Source organism: Streptomyces sp. HSS9-12 (assembly GCF_054963655.1).
This window is the reverse complement of the sequence record NZ_JBUEGC010000005.1, coordinates 52,594-71,307: the sequence shown is the minus strand read 5'-3', so window position 1 is coordinate 71,307 and position 18,714 is coordinate 52,594. Positions and strand designations below refer to the sequence as shown.

Sequence of the window (18,714 nt, the reverse complement as noted above, 5' to 3'; positions counted from 1 at the left end):
GCAGTGGAGCAGCAGCTCGACGCGGTGCTGGCACAGCTGACGGTCAGAGACAGGCTCCGACGGCGGAAGGTCCGGTTCAGGCACCGGACGGGAGCGCTGATCCTGCAGGTCGAGGCCGCGGACGACACCGTACGCAGGGCGTGGCCCGCGCGGTGCTACGAGAGGTACCGGAGGATTCTGCCGGTCAACAATCCGGCCGAGGTGCCGACGGAGCGGACCGAGGAAAAGCAGGTCGTCACCGAGCTGCTGGCCATCGCCCAGGGCATCGGCTACCACGGGCGGCCGGCCTTCCGGCTGCCCATCGTCTTCCCGCGCTTCGAGGCCGCCCGCACCGCGCTGTATGTCTGGCAGCCGGACGAGGGCGCCACCGAGGCCATGCAGGTCGACGCGCTGCAGCGGCTGGTCAAGCCGGCGATCGCCGAGGCGCGCCGCTACACCCTGCAGGAGCTGCGGATACGGGCGGGGGAAGTGGCGACCGCCGAGTACGTGGGGCAGCAGCTGAACGGGTTCGTCGGAATCCTCACCCGGTTGATCAACGCCTTCCGCTTCCCGCACCGGCGAACCGTGCTGTGGTATCGCAGGAAGCGGTTCGCCGGCCTGCGGCTGCGGACCGACAGGGACGTCTTCACCGAGCTCCGCCTCTGGCACGGCAAGAGCCCGGAGGAGAAACGGCAGCTGCTGGTCGAGGCGCTGCTGGCGGACATCAACGCCCACTACGGCGGGTTCCGGCGGCTCAACAGGGCGCGCAGGCCGATGATCCTGCTGGCCGATGTGGACACGCACCCCGCCCGGCGGGGTATCCGGGACGCTCTGCTCACGGCATACGACGGCGAGTCCCGCGGCTTGCGCGTGCACCCCGTCGTCATCACCACCTCCAAGCCGGGTGCCGCCCCGCCCCCGAAGGGGGAGCGCGAACCGGTGCCGGCGGCCGGACTGATGGACGCGGTGCCCGCGCGGTTCCAGGCGCGGGAGGAAGCGGCGGAGCAGTGGCGGCGCGGGGAGGACGTACCGCTGCCCAGCAGGCTGCTGCAGGTGACGCTGCGGCCGGACCAGGATCCGGGCGGCGAGGCGCCACCTGACCACACGGCCGACGGTCCGGTGGCCGGCAGAAGGCCCGGCCGGCTGGGGCCGGTGACCGTCTCGGTGCTGGTGGCAGCCGCCATCACCGCCGGGTACGCCGTGTGGGACCTGGGCTTCCGCTCTCCCCCATCCTGCGGTGCGGGTCTGGAGGTGCACGGCAAGGACTGCGTGGGTGTCTCGGACGGCACCGGGGTGCTCATGCCGGACGTCGACGGCATGCCGGAGGTGTTCTCCCGTATCGCGGAGGAGAACAAGCGGATCGTGCACAAGAAGCACGCGACCGTTGCGCTGATGATCCCCATGGAGTCGGGTGACCCCGCCGTACAGCGGCAGATCCTCAGCGAGCTGCAGGGGGCGTACCTGGCACAGGCACGGGCGAACACGGCTGACGCTCCGAACCCGCCGATCCGGCTGGTGCTGGCCAACCCGGGGCGCTACTACCGGCTGTGGGAGCACACCCTGCAGCAGCTGATGGACCAGGAACCCGGTCTGCGCCTGGTCGTGGGCTTCAATCTCAGCGTGTCGAAGGCACGGGACGCCATCGCCGACCTGACGAAAAAGCGGGGGATCCCGGTCGTCGGCGGTCTGGTCACCGGCAGCGGCTTCGCCAACCCCGAGGCCCGCGACCGGGACACATACCCCTTCCCCGGGCTGGCGCGGGTGGTCTCCACCGCCCGGGACCAGGCCGACGCACTGATCAGTTTCGACCCGGACCTCGTCGGCGCCGAGACCGCGCTGGTCGCCGACACCCGTCCGAACGACGACTACGACAGGTCGCTCTGGGACGCGTTCACCGAGGCCAGGAGCCGGAAGCTAGGCAAGGGCGAGGTGAGCGCCGGGGTCCAGGACATGACGTTCGAGTCGCCCGGGCTGGAGTCGGCGGGACACACCGCGAACGAATTCGAGGACTTCGCGCAGAACATCTGCGAGTCCAACGCCCGCGTCGTCTACTTCGCCGGACGGGCATTCCATCTGCGGCTGTTCGTCAACAAGCTCGCCGGAACCTACTGCAGCAAGAAGAAGTCGTACACGGTGATCACCGGATCCGACGCGACGACGCTCAACCAGCGGCTGAGCGCTTCCGAACGCGGTCTGCTGCGCGGCGACGCGGGCGCCGGAAGGCCCTCCGTAGCCGTGCGCTACGCCGCACCCGCGCACCCCGGCATGTGGGACGCCGAGATCAAGAAATGGGAGCAGCGGAACACCCGCCACGGTCAGCCGCCGAAGCGCGCGGAGTGGCCACGCCATCTCGCCGAGCCCAAGGAGGCGATGGACCGGCTGAAGGCGGACGCCGCCCGCCCGGAGGCCGGGGACATCGGTCCGACGGATCTCACGGACGGCCGGACGATCATCACCCACGACGTCATCCTGACCGCCGCCGAGGCCCTGGCCAGGTCGGTGGCCAACAGCGGGGCGGACATCCCGACGGCTGACCGGATAGCGCGCGACCTGCCCAAGCTGAACGCCGCCCACCGGGTCATCGGGGCCAGCGGCTGGATCTGCCTCACCAACGCCGGCAACCCCTACGACAAGCCGCTCTCCGTCGTCCGCTGGGACCCGGCCTCCGAGAGGCTCACCCTCGAGGGCGTGGCCTGGCCCCGGGGCGAGGCCCCGAAGAACCGCTGCGTCATACCCCAGCAGGCTCCGTAGCTCCGCCGGGGCCTCAGGCAGCCGCGCCGATGCGGCACACTGGACGTTTGGCCGCCCACACCGTGCAGCCGTGCAGAAAGGGACGCACGTGACCGGACCCCTCATCGTGCAGAGCGACAAGACGCTGCTCCTGGAAGTCGACCACGAGCAGGCGGACGCGTGCCGCCGCGCCATCGCGCCCTTCGCCGAGCTGGAGCGTGCACCCGAGCACATCCACACCTACCGGGTGACCCCGCTGGGGCTGTGGAACGCCCGCGCCGCCGGACACGACGCCGAGCAGGTCGTCGACGCACTGGTCCAGTTCTCCCGCTACCCCGTGCCGCACGCCCTGCTCATCGACATCGCCGAGACGATGGCCCGCTACGGGCGGCTGCGCCTGGTCAAGCACCCGACCCACGGCCTGGTCCTGGAGACCACCGACCGCCCGGTGCTCCAGGAGGTCCTGCACTCCAAGAAGATCCAGCCGCTGGTCGGCGCCCGTATCGACCCCGACACGGTCGTCGTGCACCCCTCCGAGCGCGGTCAGATCAAGCAGGTGCTGCTCAAGCTGGGCTGGCCGGCCGAGGACTTCGCGGGGTACGTCGACGGGGAGGCCCACCCGATCGAGCTGCACGAGGACGGCTGGGCGCTGCGCCCGTACCAGAAGCACGCCGTGGATGGCTTCTGGCACGGCGGCTCCGGCGTGGTGGTCCTGCCGTGCGGCGCGGGCAAGACGCTGGTGGGGGCGGGCGCGATGGCGACCGCCAAGTCGACCACGCTCATCCTGGTCACCAACACCGTCTCGGCCCGCCAGTGGAAGCACGAGCTGGTGCGGCGCACCTCGCTCACCGAGGACGAGATCGGCGAGTACAGCGGCGCCCGCAAGGAGATCCGGCCGGTCACCATCGCCACGTACCAGGTCCTGACCACCAAGCGGAAGGGCATCTATCCGCACCTGGAGCTGTTCGACTCCCGGGACTGGGGCCTGATCATCTACGACGAGGTGCATCTGCTGCCCGCGCCGGTCTTCAAGTTCACGGCCGATCTGCAGGCCCGCCGCCGCCTGGGCCTGACGGCCACGCTGGTCCGGGAGGACGGCCGCGAGTCGGACGTCTTCTCGCTGATCGGCCCCAAGCGCTTCGACGCCCCGTGGAAGGAGATCGAGGCGCAGGGCTATATCGCGCCCGCGGACTGCATCGAGGTTCGGGTGAATCTGACCGACTCCGAGCGGCTGGCGTACGCGACCGCCGAGACGGACGAGAAGTACCGCTACTGCGCGACGACCGACACCAAGCGCCGGGTCACCGAGGCGCTGGTCGAGCGGCACCGCGGGCAGCAGACCCTGGTGATCGGCCAGTACATCGACCAGCTCGACGAGCTCGGCGAGCACCTCGGCGCGCCCGTCATCAAGGGCGAGACCACCAACGCCCAGCGGGAGAAGCTCTTCGAGGCCTTCCGGCAGGGCGAGATCAGCGTCCTCGTCGTGTCCAAGGTCGCGAACTTCTCGGTCGACCTGCCGGAGGCGACGGTGGCGATCCAGGTGTCGGGCACCTTCGGCTCCCGCCAGGAGGAGGCGCAGCGCCTGGGCCGCGTCCTGCGCCCGAAGGCGGACGGCCACCCCGCGATCTTCTACTCGGTGGTCGCGCGCGACACGATCGACCAGGACTTCGCCGCCCACCGGCAGCGGTTCCTCGCCGAGCAGGGGTACGCGTACCGGATCGTGGACGCTGGCGACCTGCTGGCGGGCGAAGAGGTCTGACGGCAGCCGGGCTCAGTACGCGCGCGTGCTGAGCCCCGCACCCCGGCGGTGGTCGGAGCGTGGCGCCGGCACCGGGAGCGTTCCGGCCGGTGTCGGCTGCCCGTACCGCAGCCGCCAGGCCGCCACGCCCAGCAGGGCCAGGCCCAGCAGCGGGTAGGGCGAGGCGAAGGGCTGGTGCCACCACGGCAGGTGCAGGTCCAGGTCCTCATCGTGCGGTACGAGCCACATGGTGCGGGCTGTGAAGGCAACCGCCAGCGCCCACACCGCCGCGCGGGCCCAGCGGTCCCAGGTCAGCTGCCGCAGCCGCGCCGACTCCGCCTCCGCCGCGCACACCGCCAGCAGCGGCACGCACCACACCCAGTGATGGGACCAGCTGATCGGCGAGACGAGCAGCGCGGTGACGGCCGTGCACAGCACGCCCCAGCTCTCCAGGCCGCGATGCACCACCGCATACCGGGCCAGCGCCAGTCCGGCGACGGCGACCAGGACCGCCGTGACCTGCCACACCAGCCCGGGGTCGGGGGTGTGCAGCAACCGGGCGACCAGGCCCTGAAGGGACTGGTTGTCGATGATCCAGGCCTTCCCCACCCGGTCCGTCTCGTACAGCCGCCGGGTCCAGAAGTCGACACTGGCCTGCGGCAGCACAAGCGCACCCAGCAGCACCGTGCAGGCGAGGCCCGCGAGCGCCGAGAGCCCGGCCCGCACCCGGCCGGTGAGCAGCAGATGCACGGCGAAGATCGCGGGGGTGAGCTTGATGCCCGCGGCGACGCCGATCGCGAAGCCCTTGCCGAGGGCGTCGTCCGGGCGGGAGAGGTCCCAGAGCACCAGGCAGGCCAGGGCGAGGTTGATCTGGCCGAAGAGGAGGGTCTGAAAGACGGGTTCCAGCCACAGGCCGAGGGCGGTGGCGGCGAGTACGACGGCGGGCCGCAGGCGCGGCTGCCGGGGCACGTTCGCGAAGCGCAGCGAGAGATGCACCAGCAGCGCGAGGAAGGCGACGTTGCTCACCATGACGGCGGCCTTCAGCGTCTGAAGGGGCAGCAGCGCCGTGGGGACGAACAGGATCGCCGCGAAGGGCGGATAGGTGGCGGGCAGGTCCCATTCGGTGACCCGGAAACCGTAGAGGTCGGTGCCGTCGACGACGGCCGAGCCCTCGGCGCGGTAGACGACCGCGTCGACCATGGGCGTCGGCTGCAGCAGGACCAACGCGGCGAGCGCGCCGAGGGAGAGCGCGAGCAGCAGCAGCGCGGCGGCGACAGCGGTACGGGACGATGTCGGGCGGACCGTCGCGCCGGAACACGTCGCACCAGCCACCCGCCCGTCCCTCCGATCACCTGTCCGGCCGCGACCCTAGTCCAAGGGGAGCCTGCCCGGACAGCAGGTAAATCGCCATACGACACGTCACCCGGGTGCGTCACCAGCCGTGGTCAGAATCCCGTTCGGCATATTCACCGAACACGGCCACGCTGAACGCCGCTCCGGCGAACACCCGGACCGCGCGCAGCGCATCGCCGAGCGGATGCCGGTGCCGGGTAGCACCGGCGGACAGGGCGGTACTGCCCCGGCCGGGGTGGGGCAGCCCCGAAGAGATCGGTGCGGTGCTCATGCCTTCCATGATGCGATTCATGCTTTTGCCGCACATCGGTCCTCGGCCCTAGCCCGTCAGTAGGGGTGCGCGGGGGGAAATTCGATCGCCGAGCCCCGAGCCGGTGGCTACAATCGCCGTCTCTCGGACCTGGTCCGGGGCCCCTTCCGCCTCCCGAACCGTGATACCGGCGTGTGCGCCGGCAGCCGGGGGAGAGCCATCGGCCGGACGGAAACCGGACGATTTCTCACTCGTTCTCGCACACCCGGAGGCAGAGCCGTGCCCGCGCACGCCCAGGACCACGACAACCCCCTTCAGCGCGAGCGCGCCCACCTCGCCGCGTCCCGCGCCGCGCTGCGCGCCATGCGCGCCGACGTCGAAGCGCTCGACATCTCCGACGTCACCGCGAACTGGGTGAACGCCGAGGTCCTGCAGCACCAGATCGACGAGCGCATCAAGGCGCTCGCCGACCACGCCAGCACCCCGCTGTTCTTCGGCCGTCTCGACTATCTGCACTCCCCGGGGGCGGACAAAGCGGAGGGCGGCGAGGGTGAACAGTTCTATATCGGGCGGCGGCACGTCCACGACGCCGACGGCGACCCCCTGGTCATCGACTGGCGCGCCCCCGTCTCCCAGCCCTTCTACCGGGCCTCGAAGAAGGACCCGATGGACGTCCGGCTGCGCCGCCGCTTCGGCTACACCGGCGGCGAGCTGACCGCGTACGAGGATGAGCACCTCACGGACCCTCCCCCTGGGGGGACCCCCAGCTCGGCGGAGCAGGGCGTCGCCGGCAAGCTGCTCCAGGCCGAGATCGAACGGCCACGCGTCGGCCCGATGCGGGACATCGTCGCGACGATCCAGCCCGAGCAGGACGAGATCGTACGAGCCGATCTGGCCGGCACCGTCTGCGTCCAGGGCGCGCCCGGCACCGGCAAGACGGCGGTCGGTCTGCACCGGGTGGCGTATCTGCTGTACGCCCACCGGGAGCGGCTGGTGCGCACCGGCACGCTCGTCATCGGCCCGAACCGGTCCTTCCTCCACTACATCGAGCAAGTGCTCCCGGCGCTGGGTGAGTTGGAGGTCAGGCAGTCGACGGTCGACGACCTGGTGGCCCATGTCCCGGTGCGCGGCGAGGACACGGCCGACGCCGCCCGGATCAAGGGCGACGCGCGGATGGCCCAGGTGCTGCGGCGCGCCGCCCGCTCCGGCGTGACGATGCCGACGGAGCCGTGCGTCGTCGTCCGCGGCTCACGCCGCTGGCGGGTCCCGGCCTACGAACTGGGAGAGCTCGTCCGCGAGTTGCTCGACCGGGACATCCGCTACGGCGCCGCGCGCGAGGCCCTGCCGCAGCGCATCGCGCACGCCGTCCTCGTACGGATGGAGGCAGCGGGCGAGGCGCCGGACGACCGGGTGCAGGACGCGGTGGCACGCAACCCGGCGGTGAAGGCGGTGGTGAAGGCCCTATGGCCACCGGTGGACCCGGCGAAGCTCGTGCTGCGCCTGCTGTCCGACCCGGCCTTCCTGGCCGAGCAGGCCGAGGGCATCCTCACTCCCGACGAGCAGAAGCAGATCCTGTGGCAGAAGCCGGCCCGCGGCGTGAAATCGGCCCGCTGGTCCGCCGCCGACGCCGTGCTGATCGACGAGGCGGCGGATCTCGTCGAGCGCACGCCCTCGCTCGGCCATGTGGTCCTGGACGAGGCGCAGGACCTGTCGCCCATGCAGTACCGCGCGGTGGGCCGCCGCTGTACGACCGGCTCGGCGACGGTGCTGGGCGACCTGGCGCAGGGCACCACACCCTGGGCGACCGGCAGTTGGCCGGAAGCGCTGGCCCACCTCGGTAAGGCGGATGCGCGGATCGAGCAGCTGACAGCGGGCTTCCGTGTGCCGCGGGAGATCATCGCGTACGCCTCGCGGCTGCTGCCCTCCATCGCGCCGGGGCTGGCGGAGGCGACGTCCGTCCGGGAGTCGCCCGGCTCGCTGGACGTGCGTCAGGTAGCCCCGTCCGACCTGGACCGGGCCGTACTGGCCGCCTGCCGCGAGGCGCTCACCCACGAGGGCTCGATCGGCCTGATCGCGGCGGACGCCCGCATCCCGGCCCTGACCGAGGCACTGGGGGCGGACGGTCTGGCTCACCTCGCCCCCGGCGAAGAGACATCGGCACAGACCCGGCTCACGCTGGTCCCGGCATCGCTGGCCAAGGGCCTGGAGTACGACTACGTGGTCCTCGACGAGCCGGCCGCCGTGGTCGACGGCGAGCCGGACGAACGAACGGGGCTGCGCCGCCTGTATGTGGCCCTCACCCGGGCGGTCTCGGGCCTGGCGATCGTCCATGCGGTTGCGTTGCCGGGGCAGCTGAGCGCCTGACCGGTCGCCTCGCCGGCGGGGCCGCTCCGCGCCGGGGTGCGCTCGCGCGCCGCAGGCGCGTGGTGGGCACACGTTGGCCTCGCGCCACAGGGGGTGCGCGTTGGCCTCGCGCCGCAGGCGCGTGGTCGCCTCGCGCCGCAGGGGGTGCGCGTTGGCCGCGCAGTGCGGGTGCGTGGTGGGTGCCGGGGGCCGGGGTGGTCGGTCACGAGCAACCCGCCGGGAGGGCGGGCGGCGTGGCGCGCGGTCCAGGGGTCGAGCCACCTCGGCCCGGCGAGGTCAGAGGGATTCGCGCCAGGTGCGGACCGATGAGGTGTCGACTGGGGCGGACCAGCCGCCGGGGCGGGCCGCGGTGCCGATGTGGAAGGCGTCGATGCCTGCCCCGCGCAGCCGGGGCAGATGCTCCAGGCGGAGGCCGCCGCCAACCAGCAGCCTCGGCTCGTACCCCGCGTGCCCCCGCCGCGACGCCTCCTCCAGCAGCGTTGGCATGCCCTCGTCCACGCCCCCCGCCGCGCCGGCCGTCAGATACGTGTCCAGCCCCGGCAGGCTCGCCAGCTCCTTGCGCAGCGCATCGCGGTCGACCGCATGGTCGATGGCCCGGTGGAACGTCCACCGGCAGCCCTCGATCACCCCGACCAGCATCTCGACCGCTACCAGATCCGGGTGCCCCGCCCGGTCGAGGAAGCCGAGCACAAACTCATCCGCCCCCTCCGCGCGCAGCCCCTCCGCCGCCGCGCACAGTGCGTCCACATCACCGACGGCGAAGCCTGAGCACCCGCGCAGCATCACTCGCAGCGGGATGTCCACGGCGGCACGGATCTGCGCGAAGACCTCGCACGACGGGGTGAGACCGTCGGCCGCCATATCGGCGACCACTTCGAGACGGTCCGCTCCTCCGTCTCGCGCCGCGACCGCGTCCTCAGCGCTGAGAGCGATCACTTCGAGAAGTGGTCTAGACATATGTCCCACGATAGCCACAGGCGGCCCCCCACTGGAAGCCACCGTCGGCAACGGGCGCCACAATTGGCTCATGGCCGCCACCGCCACGCACGATCTTCTGCTCGCCCGCTGGTCAGAGCTGCTACGCCGCTGCCAGGGGAGGGCGGACGCGCCGGATCCGGCCCCGTACGGCGAGAACCTCCTCGTCCGCTGGGCCGAGCCGCAGCGTCGCTATCACACCACTGCCCACCTGTTGGCCGTCCTTGACCGCGTGGAGGAGCTGATCGTCCACGCCGACGACCCCGATGCCGTACGGCTCGCCGCCTGGTTCCACGACGCTGTCTACCAGCCGGACCGCTCGGAGAACGAGGAGCGCAGCGCCCGGCTCGCCGAGCGTGCCCTCCCCGAGGCCGGCGTGTCCCGGACCCGCACCGCCGAGGTCGCCCGGCTCGTACGGCTCACCGTCACCCACGACCCGGCGCCGGGAGACGCCAACGGCGAGGTGCTGTGCGACGCGGACCTCGCCGTCCTCGCCGGCCCTCCGCAGGCGTACGCCACGTACGCGGCGGAAGTCCGCCAGGAGTACGGCTTCGTGCCGCACGACGCCTTCCGGGAGGGCCGCGCGGCCGTACTGCGGCAGCTGCTCGAGCTGCCCAGGCTGTTTCGTACCCCGACGGGCCACGACCGCTGGGAGCGCACAGCCCGTTACAACCTCAGCACGGAGCTGGAGCTGCTGCGGGTGAGTTGACCGACTCAGGAATGCCCAAGCCTCTCACCGGCGTTGACGCATGGCATGTCCACTGCCGCCGAGCGCACTCGCATGCCCTTGTCCGTCTACGTCCTCGGCCTCAGCGTCTTCGCCCTCGGCACTTCGGAGTTCATGCTTTCCGGGCTGCTGCCGCCGATCGCCGACGACATGGGCGTCTCCATCCCCCGGGCAGGGTTGCTGATCTCGGCGTTCGCGATCGGCATGGTGATCGGCGCGCCCCTGCTCGCGGTCGCGACACTGCGGCTTCCGCGCCGTACTGCGCTCATCGGGCTGCTCTCGGTCTTCGGCCTGGGGCAGATCGGCGGCGCGCTGGCGCCGACGTACGAAGTGCTGTTCGCTTCCCGTGTCATCAGCGCGCTCGCGTGCGCGGGGTTCTGGGCCGTGGGCGCGGCGGTGGCGATCACGATGGTTCCGGTGACGGCGCGCGCCCGCGCGATGGCGGTGATGATCGGCGGGCTGAGCATCGCGAACGTGGTCGGGGTACCGGCCGGGGCGTTCCTCGGGGAGCACCTGGGCTGGCGGTCGGCGTTCTGGGCGGTGGGGGCCATGTCCGGCGTGGCGCTGGTCGGAGTGATCGGGCTGATCCCGCGCATCCCCGTACCCGAGGCCCGGCCCCGGCTCCGACGGGAACTGCGGATCTACCGTGACCGGCAGGTGTGGCTGAGCATCGTCACCATCGCCCTTGCGGCGGGCGGCGTGTTCTGCGCGTTCAGTTATCTGGCGCCGCTGCTGACGGATGTCGCCGGGCTCGCGGACAGCTGGGTGCCCACAGTGCTGGGACTGTTCGGCGCCGGCGCACTGGTCGGCACGACGCTCGGCGGCCGGGTGGCGGACGCGCACCTCTTCGGCGTGCTGTTCAGCGGGATCGCGGCGTCGACGGTGTTCCTCGTCGCGCTGGCTCTGACGGCGAGCAGTCCGGTGGCCGCCGTGGCCCTGTCCTTCCTCATCGGGGTGTCGGCGTTCTTTATGGCACCGGCCCTCAACGCCCGGATGTTCAACGTCGCGGGCGCGGCCCCGACTCTGGCCGGTGCGACCACAACGGCTGCCTTCAATCTGGGCAACACGGGCGGCCCATGGCTCGGCGGCTCGGTCATCGACGCGGGCTTCGGCTTCGCCTCCACGGCATGGGCGGGCGCGGCGATGTCGGCACTGGCGATCGCCGCCGTAGCCGTGTCGCTCCGATTCCACCGAGCACCCGACACCCCGTCCCGCGTCATCGCAACCTCCCCCACCCCGACGGACGAACCGGCCAACTCCCGCCGCTGACCCGCGGCCCCCCGCCCGGCACTCCCCACCATGCCCGCAGCGCCAGGCCAACGCGCACCCACCACCGCGCCACGCAGGCAAGCCCCGGCGCGGAGCGGCCACGCCGGCGAGGCGACCGTCACCGAAATTTCGGCCGCCGCAGCCCCGCCTCCGTCAGCCGCCGCATCAGCTCTTTGCTGCCGACCTCAATCGCCCCAAGATCCACCGCCGCCCGGTACCGCTCGCACGGCACGTCGTAGTGGTCCCGCTCGAAGGCCCTCGGCGGGCAGCCGATCCGCGCCGCGAACGCGTGCAGCTCCTCGTACGAGACATCGCTCACCAGGTGCGACCACATCCGCCCATGCCCAGGCCACATCGGCGGATCGATGTAGAGCGCCACCCCTAGCCGCCCTGGGAAACGGTGCCGAGCTGGCCCACCGCCGCGATGACCACGCCCACCTTCCCGCACACCCAGTGCGGATTCGGACCCAACTCCGGTTCCACGTCCAGCGCATGGGGGTCGCCGCCCTCCGTGCACACCGGACACAGCGGCCACCGCCCGTAGTTCTCCAACAGTGCGTCCTGCACGTCCTGGGCCACGAGTCCGGCCAGATAGCCGACGCCCTGCGGCCACTGCTCGACCCACCATCGCCGGTGCGCCACCGCGTCCTCGACGAGGGAGACGATGTCGGCCTGCGCGACGTCGCGCGCCGCCAGGTCGGCCAGTACGAGGGCGCGGGCGGCGTGCAGTGCCTGCTCAAGCTCCATGCCTCCCATTGTTGCCCCATTGCCGCGCGGCGGCCCGCCGATTGCTGCCGCGCCAACGCCACGCCCACGTCCGGCCATGTGGCTGCATGTGGCCGAAGGGGATTGACGGACTCCGGCCCGTGAAAATACGTTTCACATGTGAGCAGCAGCCTGAAGGAAACTTCCAGAAGCCGGAAGGCCCACCCCGCCCCCGCCGCCCTCGCCGCCAAGGTCCGCACCCTCGGGCCGTCGATGACCCGCTCCATGCAACGGGTGGCGGAGGCCGTGGCGAACGACCCGGCCGGATGTGCCGCGCTCACCGTCACCGGCCTCGCGGAGCGCACCGGCACCAGCGAGGCCACCGTGGTCCGTACCGCCCGTCTCCTCGGCTACCCCGGCTACCGCGATCTGCGCCTGGCGCTCGCCGGCCTGGCCGCGCAGCAGCAGTCGGGCGCCGCCCCCGCCGTCACCGCGGACATAGCGGTCGACGACCCGCTCCCCGATGTCGTGGCCAAGCTCGCGCAGGAGGAGCGGCAGTGCCTGGCGGACACCGCCGCCGGGCTCGACACCGCCCAGCTGGAGGCGGCGGTCGTCGCACTCGCGGCGGCCCGCCGCATCGATGTGTACGGCATCGGCGCATCCAACCTCGTCGCCCAGGACCTGGTGCAGAAACTGCTGCGGATCGGCCTCCTCGCGCACGCCCACGCCGACCCGCACCTGGCCGTCACGGGCGCCGTACAGCTGCGGGCCGGCGACGTCGCCATCGCCATCACCCACTCCGGCCGCACCGTCGATGTGATCGAGCCGCTGCGGGCGGCCTTCGACCGCGGGGCGACGACCGTCGCGATCACCGGCCGCCCGGACGGCGAGGTCGCGCAGTACGCGGACCACGTCCTGACCACCTCAACCGCGCGGGAGAGCGAGCTGCGGCCCGCGGCGATGTCCAGCCGCACCAGCCAGCTGCTGGTGGTCGACTGCCTGTTCATAGGCGTCGCCCAGCGCACGTACGAGACCGCGGCGCCTGCTCTCGCCGCCTCGTACGAGGCCCTCGCACACCGCCACAACCCCAAGCGCGCGTAGCACGAACTCCACGGCGCGCGCGTACGGGAACTTCCCAACCGACCCCTGGACCGTCACGGAGAGAACCCCCCTCATGTCCTCCTCCACCGCCGATCACGCAAGGCTGCGCGCCCAGCTGGACACGCTCACCACCGAGGCCTTCCGCAGCGACCTGGCCGACATCGACCAGCTGTCCACGCTCGAGATCGCGAAGATCATGAACGGCGAGGACTCCGCCGTCCCCGGTGCCGTCGCCGCGCAGCTACCGCAGATCGCCGCCGCGATCGACAGCATCGCCGAGCGGATGGTGCGCGGCGGACGGCTGATCTACGCGGGCGCCGGTACCGCCGGGCGGCTCGGGGTCCTGGACGCGAGCGAGTGCCCGCCGACCTTCAACACCGGGCCGGACCAGGTGGTCGGACTGATCGCGGGCGGTCCGCCGGCCGTGGTCACCTCCGCTGAGGGCGCCGAGGACAGCAAGGAGCTGGCCGCGGCCGACCTCGACGCGCTCGGCCTCACGGCACAGGACACGGTCGTGGGCATCTCAGCCTCGGGCCGGACCCCGTACGCCATCGGTGCCGTGCAGCACGCGCGCGGCCGCGGTGCGCTCACCATCGGGCTTTCCTGCAATGCCGGTTCGGAGCTCGCCGCGGCGGCGGAGCACGGCATCGAAGTCGTCGTCGGGCCCGAGCTGCTCACCGGCTCGACCCGGCTCAAGGCCGGTACGGCCCAGAAGCTGGTCCTCAACATGCTGTCGACCGTGACCATGATCCGGCTGGGCAAGACGTACGGGAACCTGATGGTCGATGTGCGCGCCTCCAACGAGAAGCTACGGGCGCGCTCCCGGCGGATCGTCGCCCTCGCCACCGGTGCCTCCGACGAGGAGATCGAGGAAGCGCTGGCGCAGACGGGCGGCGAGGTGAAGAACGCCATCCTGACGATTCTCGGCGGAGTCGACGGCCCGACCGCGGCCCGGCTGCTGGCAGCCGCGAACGGCCATCTGCGCGCCGCCCTCCACGCCGCCCGCCGCTGACGCCGCGGCATCGGCCCCCACCCCCACACGCACCACAGCGAGGCCTCCACATGGCAGATTCGCAGAACCGCGCCACGGCCGCCGCGATCCTCCCCCTCGTCGGCGGCGCCCCGAACCTCTCACTTCCGTCGCCCACTGCATGACCCGGCTCAGGCTGGGGCTGGCCGACCCCTCGATCGTCCAGGAGGAGGCGCTCAGAGCGCTCCCCCGGGTCATTCCGAAGTTCGAGCCGCCCTCCTCACACCCAACTCACTTGTTCAGCAGCCCGATTGGCCTCGTAAGCTGATCCTCCACAACGCAGCGCGTCTGGTTCCATAGCGCGGCTTCATTCGGGGGAGGGGACCATGGACAGCGGTACGAGACCGGCACCCGATTCCGGCCAGGCCCCAGCACCGGCCCCCGAGACCCCGTCCGCCACGCCGCCTGGGCGGGCCCGCGCCGCACTGCGGCGTATCGCCGCGCTCGGCACCGAGCACAAGCTGACGCTGGCCGGGCTCGTCATCGCTGCCATCGGTGTCGCCCCGGTGCTCGCCGGGCCGGTGTCCGCCGCATGGAACGCCCTGTTCCCGGATGAGTCGGTGGTCCTCGACGCGGTGCAGGAGAACAACCCCTGCTACAGCGACTGGATCCTGCGCAGCGGCAATTCGAGCCTGGAGCCGAGGCTGCGGCTGGGCGACGAGCGGCAGTTCGCCCGCTGGGAGCGGGAAGGCCGCATCCTGCACTGGCGAAGCGTGGCCTCAGCAGTCAGCATGCGCGGCAACACCGGCAAGGCCGTACAGATCCGTGATGTGACCGTCACGGTGACCCGCCGCTCCGCCCCCGCGTCCGGCGAGAAGGTGGCACGCCAACGCGGCTGCGGTGGCCCGGACTTCGTTGCGCCGGACGTCATGGCTGTCAATCTCGATGCCATTGCCGTGGGCCGCGAGGTGTCCGTACTCCACCTGCAGACCAGTCCCCGGCAGAAGGATGCCGCCAGGACGGCCCGCTTGTACGGGCAGCCCATCCGGCTGCCCCGCACCGTCACCGCCGAAGACTTCTACTCCTTCTTGATCATCGGCCTCACCTCCACAGCGGACTGTTCCTGGAAGGCCAAGGTGACCTGGTGGGACGGCGAGGAGACTCGGACAACAACCGTTGACAACCACGGTGTTCCGTTCCGGGTGTCTGCGGGCCCCAGATGAGCGGCGGTTCCTCACCGCAGGCGCCCGTAACGCCTCAGACCTCCAAGGCCCCTGGCGCACCAGCCTCGTCCACCTCACCCCTGATCGTCTGCGTCGCTGTCACTCTGGTGCACTGCTGCGGAATCCTGCCCGCGCAGATCCACTGGGCCGACACCCTCGCTCTTCCGCAGAACACTCCTGGCAGCGGTCCGCCCGGGGCGGTGCTCGGCCCGCTCGACGCGCTGCGGCTGCTGACCGTCTCCACGACATGGCTGTACGGGGAGTACGCCGGAACCTCGGCAGTACTGCACGAGGCGCTGTGGCTCACGGCGTTCCTCATCGTGCTGTGCACCGCGGCCTGGGCAGCGGGCCGGCGTATGGGGAGCGGCGGAATGGCGTTTCTGCACCGCGCGTTGGCGCTGTTGGTCCTCGCCCCGTTCGCGCATCTCGCCGCCCTGTTGATCACGCGAGCCCCGCAGCTGGTGCGCTCCTCCCCCAGCGGCTACGGCGAACTGCTCGCCCAAACTCTCCAAGACGCCCGCGTGGGAGCCCCGCACGCCCTCTTGCTCGGTGCCGTCGCCGCGTTCGCCGCTTGTCTGCGGCAGCCGGCCAGACCGCGCTCGTCGGCCGTCACGCTGTCGGCGCGCCGTGTCCGGTTGCTGATGCTGGCACAGCTGCGCGGGCCGAAGGGCTCACTCTGGCGGCGCATCGGCGTATCTCTCCTGACGGGCCTCGCCTGTAGCGCCCTGCTCATGCTGTTCGACTCGAAGACGGCTTCCAGCGTCCTGCGCAGCGCTGCCGGACTGTGGTGCTCCGGCTCGCCCGACCCCTCGTACTGTGCCCAACTGCTCAGCAGCGCCGCGCTGGAGTCACTGCCGCACCGGGAGAACCAGACCACCGTCGGTGCCGTGGTCTTTCCCTTCGCCCGGCTCTACGCCCTTCAGGCGTGCTTCATCTGCTCCGCCGGCGTGTGCTTCGGGCTGCGCACCCTGCGCGGTCTGCGCGGCAGAACCTCCTCGCCCGCGGCGCTGCTCATCCGCCACATCAGCTGCTACACGGCGGGCGCGACCGCCTATGGCGCCGTGCTCACCTACGCTCTGTGGCTGCCGGACCACTTCACGAGCGGCCTTGCGCAGCGAGTGGCGGGTACGTGGCCGCTGCTCCTGCATCCGGTCGGTCTCTACCACGCTCTGCTCACCGCCCCGGCCGCGGCCGCCCTGCTCGCCGGTCCCGTCCTGTTGCGCCGCCGCCTGCGCACCCCCCACCGCCCGGCTCCCGAGCCCGTACCACGGCCCCGTACCGGGGAATCGTCACCTGAGGCGCAGAGGCAGGACCCCCACTCCTCCGGAACGGGACCGCGGGCCAACGACCGCTCCTCCTGACGCCGGCCCCTCCGGAAACGCCGCTGGGGCGGCACCCTCCGTGGAGGGTGCCGCCCCAGGGCTCAGGACGGTTGACCGACAGCGTCGATCAGAAGTCCATCTCACCGCCCGGCATACCCGCACCGGCGCCGGCCTTCTCCTTCTCCGGCTTGTCGGCGACGACGGCCTCGGTGGTGAGGAACAGACCCGCGATGGACGCGGCGTTCTGCAGCGCGGAGCGCGTCACCTTGGCCGGGTCGATGATGCCCTCGGCGATCAGGTCGACGTACTCGCCGGTCGCGGCGTTCAGGCCGTGGCCCGGGGTCAGGTTGCGCACCTTCTCCACCACAACGCCGCCCTCGAGGCCGGCGTTCACCGCGATCTGCTTCAGCGGGGCCTCCAGCGCGGCCTTCACCGCGGCGGCACCGGTGGCCTCGTCGCCGTCGAGCTCGAGCTTCTCGAAGACGGTGGAAGCCTGGATCAGGGCCACGCCACCACCGGCGACGATGCCCTCCTCAACGGCGGCCTTGGCGTTGCGCACCGCGTCCTCGATGCGGTGCTTGCGCTCCTTGAGCTCCACCTCGGTCGCGGCGCCGGCCTTGATGACGGCCACGCCGCCGGCCAGCTTCGCGAGGCGCTCCTGGAGCTTCTCGCGGTCGTAGTCCGAGTCCGACTGCTCGATCTCGACGCGGATCTGGTTCACGCGGCCCTGGACCGCCTCGCTGTCACCGGCGCCGTCGACGATGGTCGTCTCGTCCTTGGTGACGACGACCTTGCGCGCGCGGCCGAGCAGGTCGAGACCGGCGTTCTCCAGCTTGAGGCCGACCTCCTCGGAGATGACGGTGCCACCGGTGAGGATGGCGATGTCGCCGAGCATGGCCTTGCGGCGGTCACCGAAGCCCGGGGCCTTGACGGCGACGGACTTGAAGGTGCCACGGATCTTGTTGACGACCAGGGTCGACAGGGCCTCGCCCTCGACGTCCTCAGCGATGATCAGCAGCGGCTTGCCGGACTGCATGACCTTCTCCAGCAGCGGGAGCAGGTCCTTCACCGCGGAGATCTTGCCGTTGTAGATCAGGATGTAGGGGTCGTCGAGAACGGCCTCCATGCGCTCCATGTCGGTCGCGAAGTACGCCGAGATGTAGCCCTTGTCGAAGCGCATACCCTCGGTGAGCTCGAGCTCGAGGCCGAAGGTCTGCGACTCCTCGACGGTGATGACGCCTTCCTTGCCGACCTTGTCCATGGCCTCGGCGATCAGCTCACCGATCTGGGTGTCAGCGGCGGAGATGGAGGCGGTGGAGGCGATCTGCTCCTTGGTCTCCACGTCCTTGGCCTGCTCAAGGAGCTGGGCGGAGACGGCCTCGACGGCCTTCTCGATACCGCGCTTCAGCGCCATCGGGTTGGCACCGGCGGCGACGTTGCGGAGGCCCTCCTTGACGAGCGCCTGGGCGAGGACGGTCGCGGTCGTCGTACCGTCACCGGCGACGTCGTCCGTCTTCTTGGCGACCTCCTTGACCAGCTCGGCGCCGATCTTCTCGTACGGGTCCTCGAGCTCGATCTCCTTGGCGATGGACACACCATCGTTGGTGATCGTGGGGGCGCCCCACTTCTTCTCGAGGACGACGTTGCGGCCCTTCGGGCCGAGGGTCACCTTGACGGCGTCGGCGAGCTGGTTCATCCCGCGCTCGAGGCCGCGCCGCGCCTCCTCGTCGAACGCGATGATCTTGGCCATGTGAAGTGGTCCTCCCAGGACTGGGGGTGGATTGCTCCGGACCGCGCTGGCGCCCGCGACGGACGGCCTGCACGCCGCACGGTTCCTTGCCCCGCCCGGCCTGCGGGCCTCACCGACCCGGTCCTTCTGTCACTCTCAACGTCAGAGTGCTAACGCCAATGATTAGCACTCGACCCATGCGAGTGCAAGCCGCCCGGAGGCGTCGTTGAGGGGTGGTGGCCGGTGGGGGCACCTCCCAGCCGTAGCTGGGGGAGGGCG

At 71.3% G+C, this 18,714-nt stretch carries 15 protein-coding genes and 1 pseudogene; 10 read left to right on the top strand and 6 right to left on the bottom strand.

Features of this window, described 5'->3' with window-relative positions:
- Positions 1–3: 3 nt before the first annotated feature.
- Positions 4–2,730, top strand: a complete 2,727-nt coding sequence (locus ACY34J_RS04340; protein ID WP_462725130.1) for a hypothetical protein — start codon at positions 4–6, stop codon at positions 2,728–2,730.
- A gap of 88 nt (positions 2,731–2,818) precedes the next feature.
- A complete protein-coding gene (locus ACY34J_RS04335) occupies positions 2,819–4,468 on the top strand; it encodes a DNA repair helicase XPB (RefSeq protein WP_462725129.1) in 1,650 nt (549 codons plus the stop codon).
- A gap of 12 nt (positions 4,469–4,480) precedes the next feature.
- On the opposite strand, the gene ACY34J_RS04330 is transcribed toward ACY34J_RS04335, so the two are convergent.
- The gene (locus ACY34J_RS04330; protein ID WP_462725196.1) at positions 4,481–5,704 is read right to left on the bottom strand and encodes a glycosyltransferase 87 family protein; all 1,224 of its coding nucleotides are present in this window, start codon (positions 5,702–5,704) and stop codon (positions 4,481–4,483) included.
- Between the two features lie 175 nt (positions 5,705–5,879).
- Positions 5,880–6,071: a hypothetical protein gene (locus tag ACY34J_RS04325; RefSeq protein ID WP_462725128.1), complete on the bottom strand. Its 192-nt coding sequence runs from the start codon at positions 6,069–6,071 to the stop codon at positions 5,880–5,882.
- Positions 6,072–6,329: 258 nt separating this feature from the next.
- Between ACY34J_RS04325 and ACY34J_RS04320 the strand changes: the two genes are divergently transcribed.
- The gene (locus ACY34J_RS04320; RefSeq protein WP_462725127.1) at positions 6,330–8,414 is read left to right on the top strand and encodes a HelD family protein; all 2,085 of its coding nucleotides are present in this window, start codon (positions 6,330–6,332) and stop codon (positions 8,412–8,414) included.
- A gap of 276 nt (positions 8,415–8,690) precedes the next feature.
- Here the strand turns inward: ACY34J_RS04320 and ACY34J_RS04315 are convergent, their stop codons facing one another.
- A complete protein-coding gene (locus ACY34J_RS04315) occupies positions 8,691–9,371 on the bottom strand; it encodes a copper homeostasis protein CutC (RefSeq protein WP_462725126.1) in 681 nt (226 codons plus the stop codon).
- 70 nt (positions 9,372–9,441) lie between these two features.
- Between ACY34J_RS04315 and ACY34J_RS04310 the strand changes: the two genes are divergently transcribed.
- Entirely contained in the window at positions 9,442–10,098 is a 657-nt protein-coding gene (locus ACY34J_RS04310; RefSeq protein ID WP_462725125.1) for an HD domain-containing protein, read from the top strand.
- 72 nt (positions 10,099–10,170) lie between these two features.
- A complete protein-coding gene (locus ACY34J_RS04305; protein WP_462725195.1) occupies positions 10,171–11,385 on the top strand; it encodes a Cmx/CmrA family chloramphenicol efflux MFS transporter in 1,215 nt (404 codons plus the stop codon).
- Positions 11,386–11,503: 118 nt separating this feature from the next.
- Here the strand turns inward: ACY34J_RS04305 and ACY34J_RS04300 are convergent, their stop codons facing one another.
- A complete protein-coding gene (locus ACY34J_RS04300) occupies positions 11,504–11,764 on the bottom strand; it encodes a DUF4031 domain-containing protein (protein ID WP_462725124.1) in 261 nt (86 codons plus the stop codon).
- A 2-nt stretch (positions 11,765–11,766) separates the two neighbouring features.
- Positions 11,767–12,132, bottom strand: a complete 366-nt coding sequence (locus tag ACY34J_RS04295; RefSeq protein WP_462725123.1) for a hypothetical protein — start codon at positions 12,130–12,132, stop codon at positions 11,767–11,769.
- Between the two features lie 138 nt (positions 12,133–12,270).
- Here ACY34J_RS04295 and ACY34J_RS04290 point away from each other — a divergent pair, with 138 nt between their 5' ends.
- The 5 genes and pseudogenes from ACY34J_RS04290 to ACY34J_RS04270 all read left to right on the top strand — a co-directional run bounded on the left by ACY34J_RS04290 (position 12,271) and on the right by ACY34J_RS04270 (position 16,745).
- Positions 12,271–13,191: a MurR/RpiR family transcriptional regulator gene (locus ACY34J_RS04290; protein WP_462725122.1), complete on the top strand. Its 921-nt coding sequence runs from the start codon at positions 12,271–12,273 to the stop codon at positions 13,189–13,191.
- 73 nt (positions 13,192–13,264) lie between these two features.
- Positions 13,265–14,203 carry an N-acetylmuramic acid 6-phosphate etherase gene (gene murQ / locus ACY34J_RS04285; protein ID WP_462725121.1) on the top strand — a complete coding sequence of 313 codons (939 nt, stop codon included), beginning with the start codon at positions 13,265–13,267 and terminating at the stop codon, positions 14,201–14,203.
- A 50-nt stretch (positions 14,204–14,253) separates the two neighbouring features.
- A pseudogene (locus tag ACY34J_RS04280) lies at positions 14,254–14,420 on the top strand (PTS transporter subunit EIIB); the annotation flags it as partial.
- A gap of 127 nt (positions 14,421–14,547) precedes the next feature.
- Entirely contained in the window at positions 14,548–15,384 is an 837-nt protein-coding gene (locus ACY34J_RS04275; protein WP_462725120.1) for a hypothetical protein, read from the top strand.
- Positions 15,381–16,745, top strand: coding sequence for a hypothetical protein (locus ACY34J_RS04270; RefSeq protein WP_462725119.1), 1,365 nt, complete (start codon positions 15,381–15,383; stop codon positions 16,743–16,745). Before ACY34J_RS04275 ends, ACY34J_RS04270 begins: the two co-directional genes overlap by 4 nt.
- Before the next feature lie 88 nt (positions 16,746–16,833).
- On the opposite strand, the gene groL is transcribed toward ACY34J_RS04270, so the two are convergent.
- On the bottom strand, positions 16,834–18,456 hold the full coding sequence (gene groL, locus ACY34J_RS04265; RefSeq protein WP_462725118.1) for a chaperonin GroEL: 1,623 nt from the start codon (positions 18,454–18,456) through the stop codon (positions 16,834–16,836).
- Positions 18,457–18,714 lie beyond the last annotated feature (258 nt).

Bases quoted from the DNA above. Each gene is read 5' to 3' on its own strand.
- ACY34J_RS04325 (WP_462725128.1), bottom strand. From the start codon at position 6,071: ATGAGCACCGCACCGATCTCTTCGGGGCTGCCCCACCCCGGCCGGGGC.
- ACY34J_RS04315 (WP_462725126.1), bottom strand. From the start codon at position 9,371: ATGTCTAGACCACTTCTCGAAGTGATCGCTCTCAGCGCTGAGGACGCG.
- ACY34J_RS04310 (WP_462725125.1), top strand. From the start codon at position 9,442: ATGGCCGCCACCGCCACGCACGATCTTCTGCTCGCCCGCTGGTCAGAG.
- ACY34J_RS04305 (WP_462725195.1), top strand. From the start codon at position 10,171: ATGCCCTTGTCCGTCTACGTCCTCGGCCTCAGCGTCTTCGCCCTCGGC.
- ACY34J_RS04295 (WP_462725123.1), bottom strand. From the start codon at position 12,132: ATGGAGCTTGAGCAGGCACTGCACGCCGCCCGCGCCCTCGTACTGGCC.
- murQ (WP_462725121.1), top strand. From the start codon at position 13,265: ATGTCCTCCTCCACCGCCGATCACGCAAGGCTGCGCGCCCAGCTGGAC.
- ACY34J_RS04275 (WP_462725120.1), top strand. From the start codon at position 14,548: ATGGACAGCGGTACGAGACCGGCACCCGATTCCGGCCAGGCCCCAGCA.
- ACY34J_RS04270 (WP_462725119.1), top strand. From the start codon at position 15,381: ATGAGCGGCGGTTCCTCACCGCAGGCGCCCGTAACGCCTCAGACCTCC.
- groL (WP_462725118.1), bottom strand. From the start codon at position 18,456: ATGGCCAAGATCATCGCGTTCGACGAGGAGGCGCGGCGCGGCCTCGAG.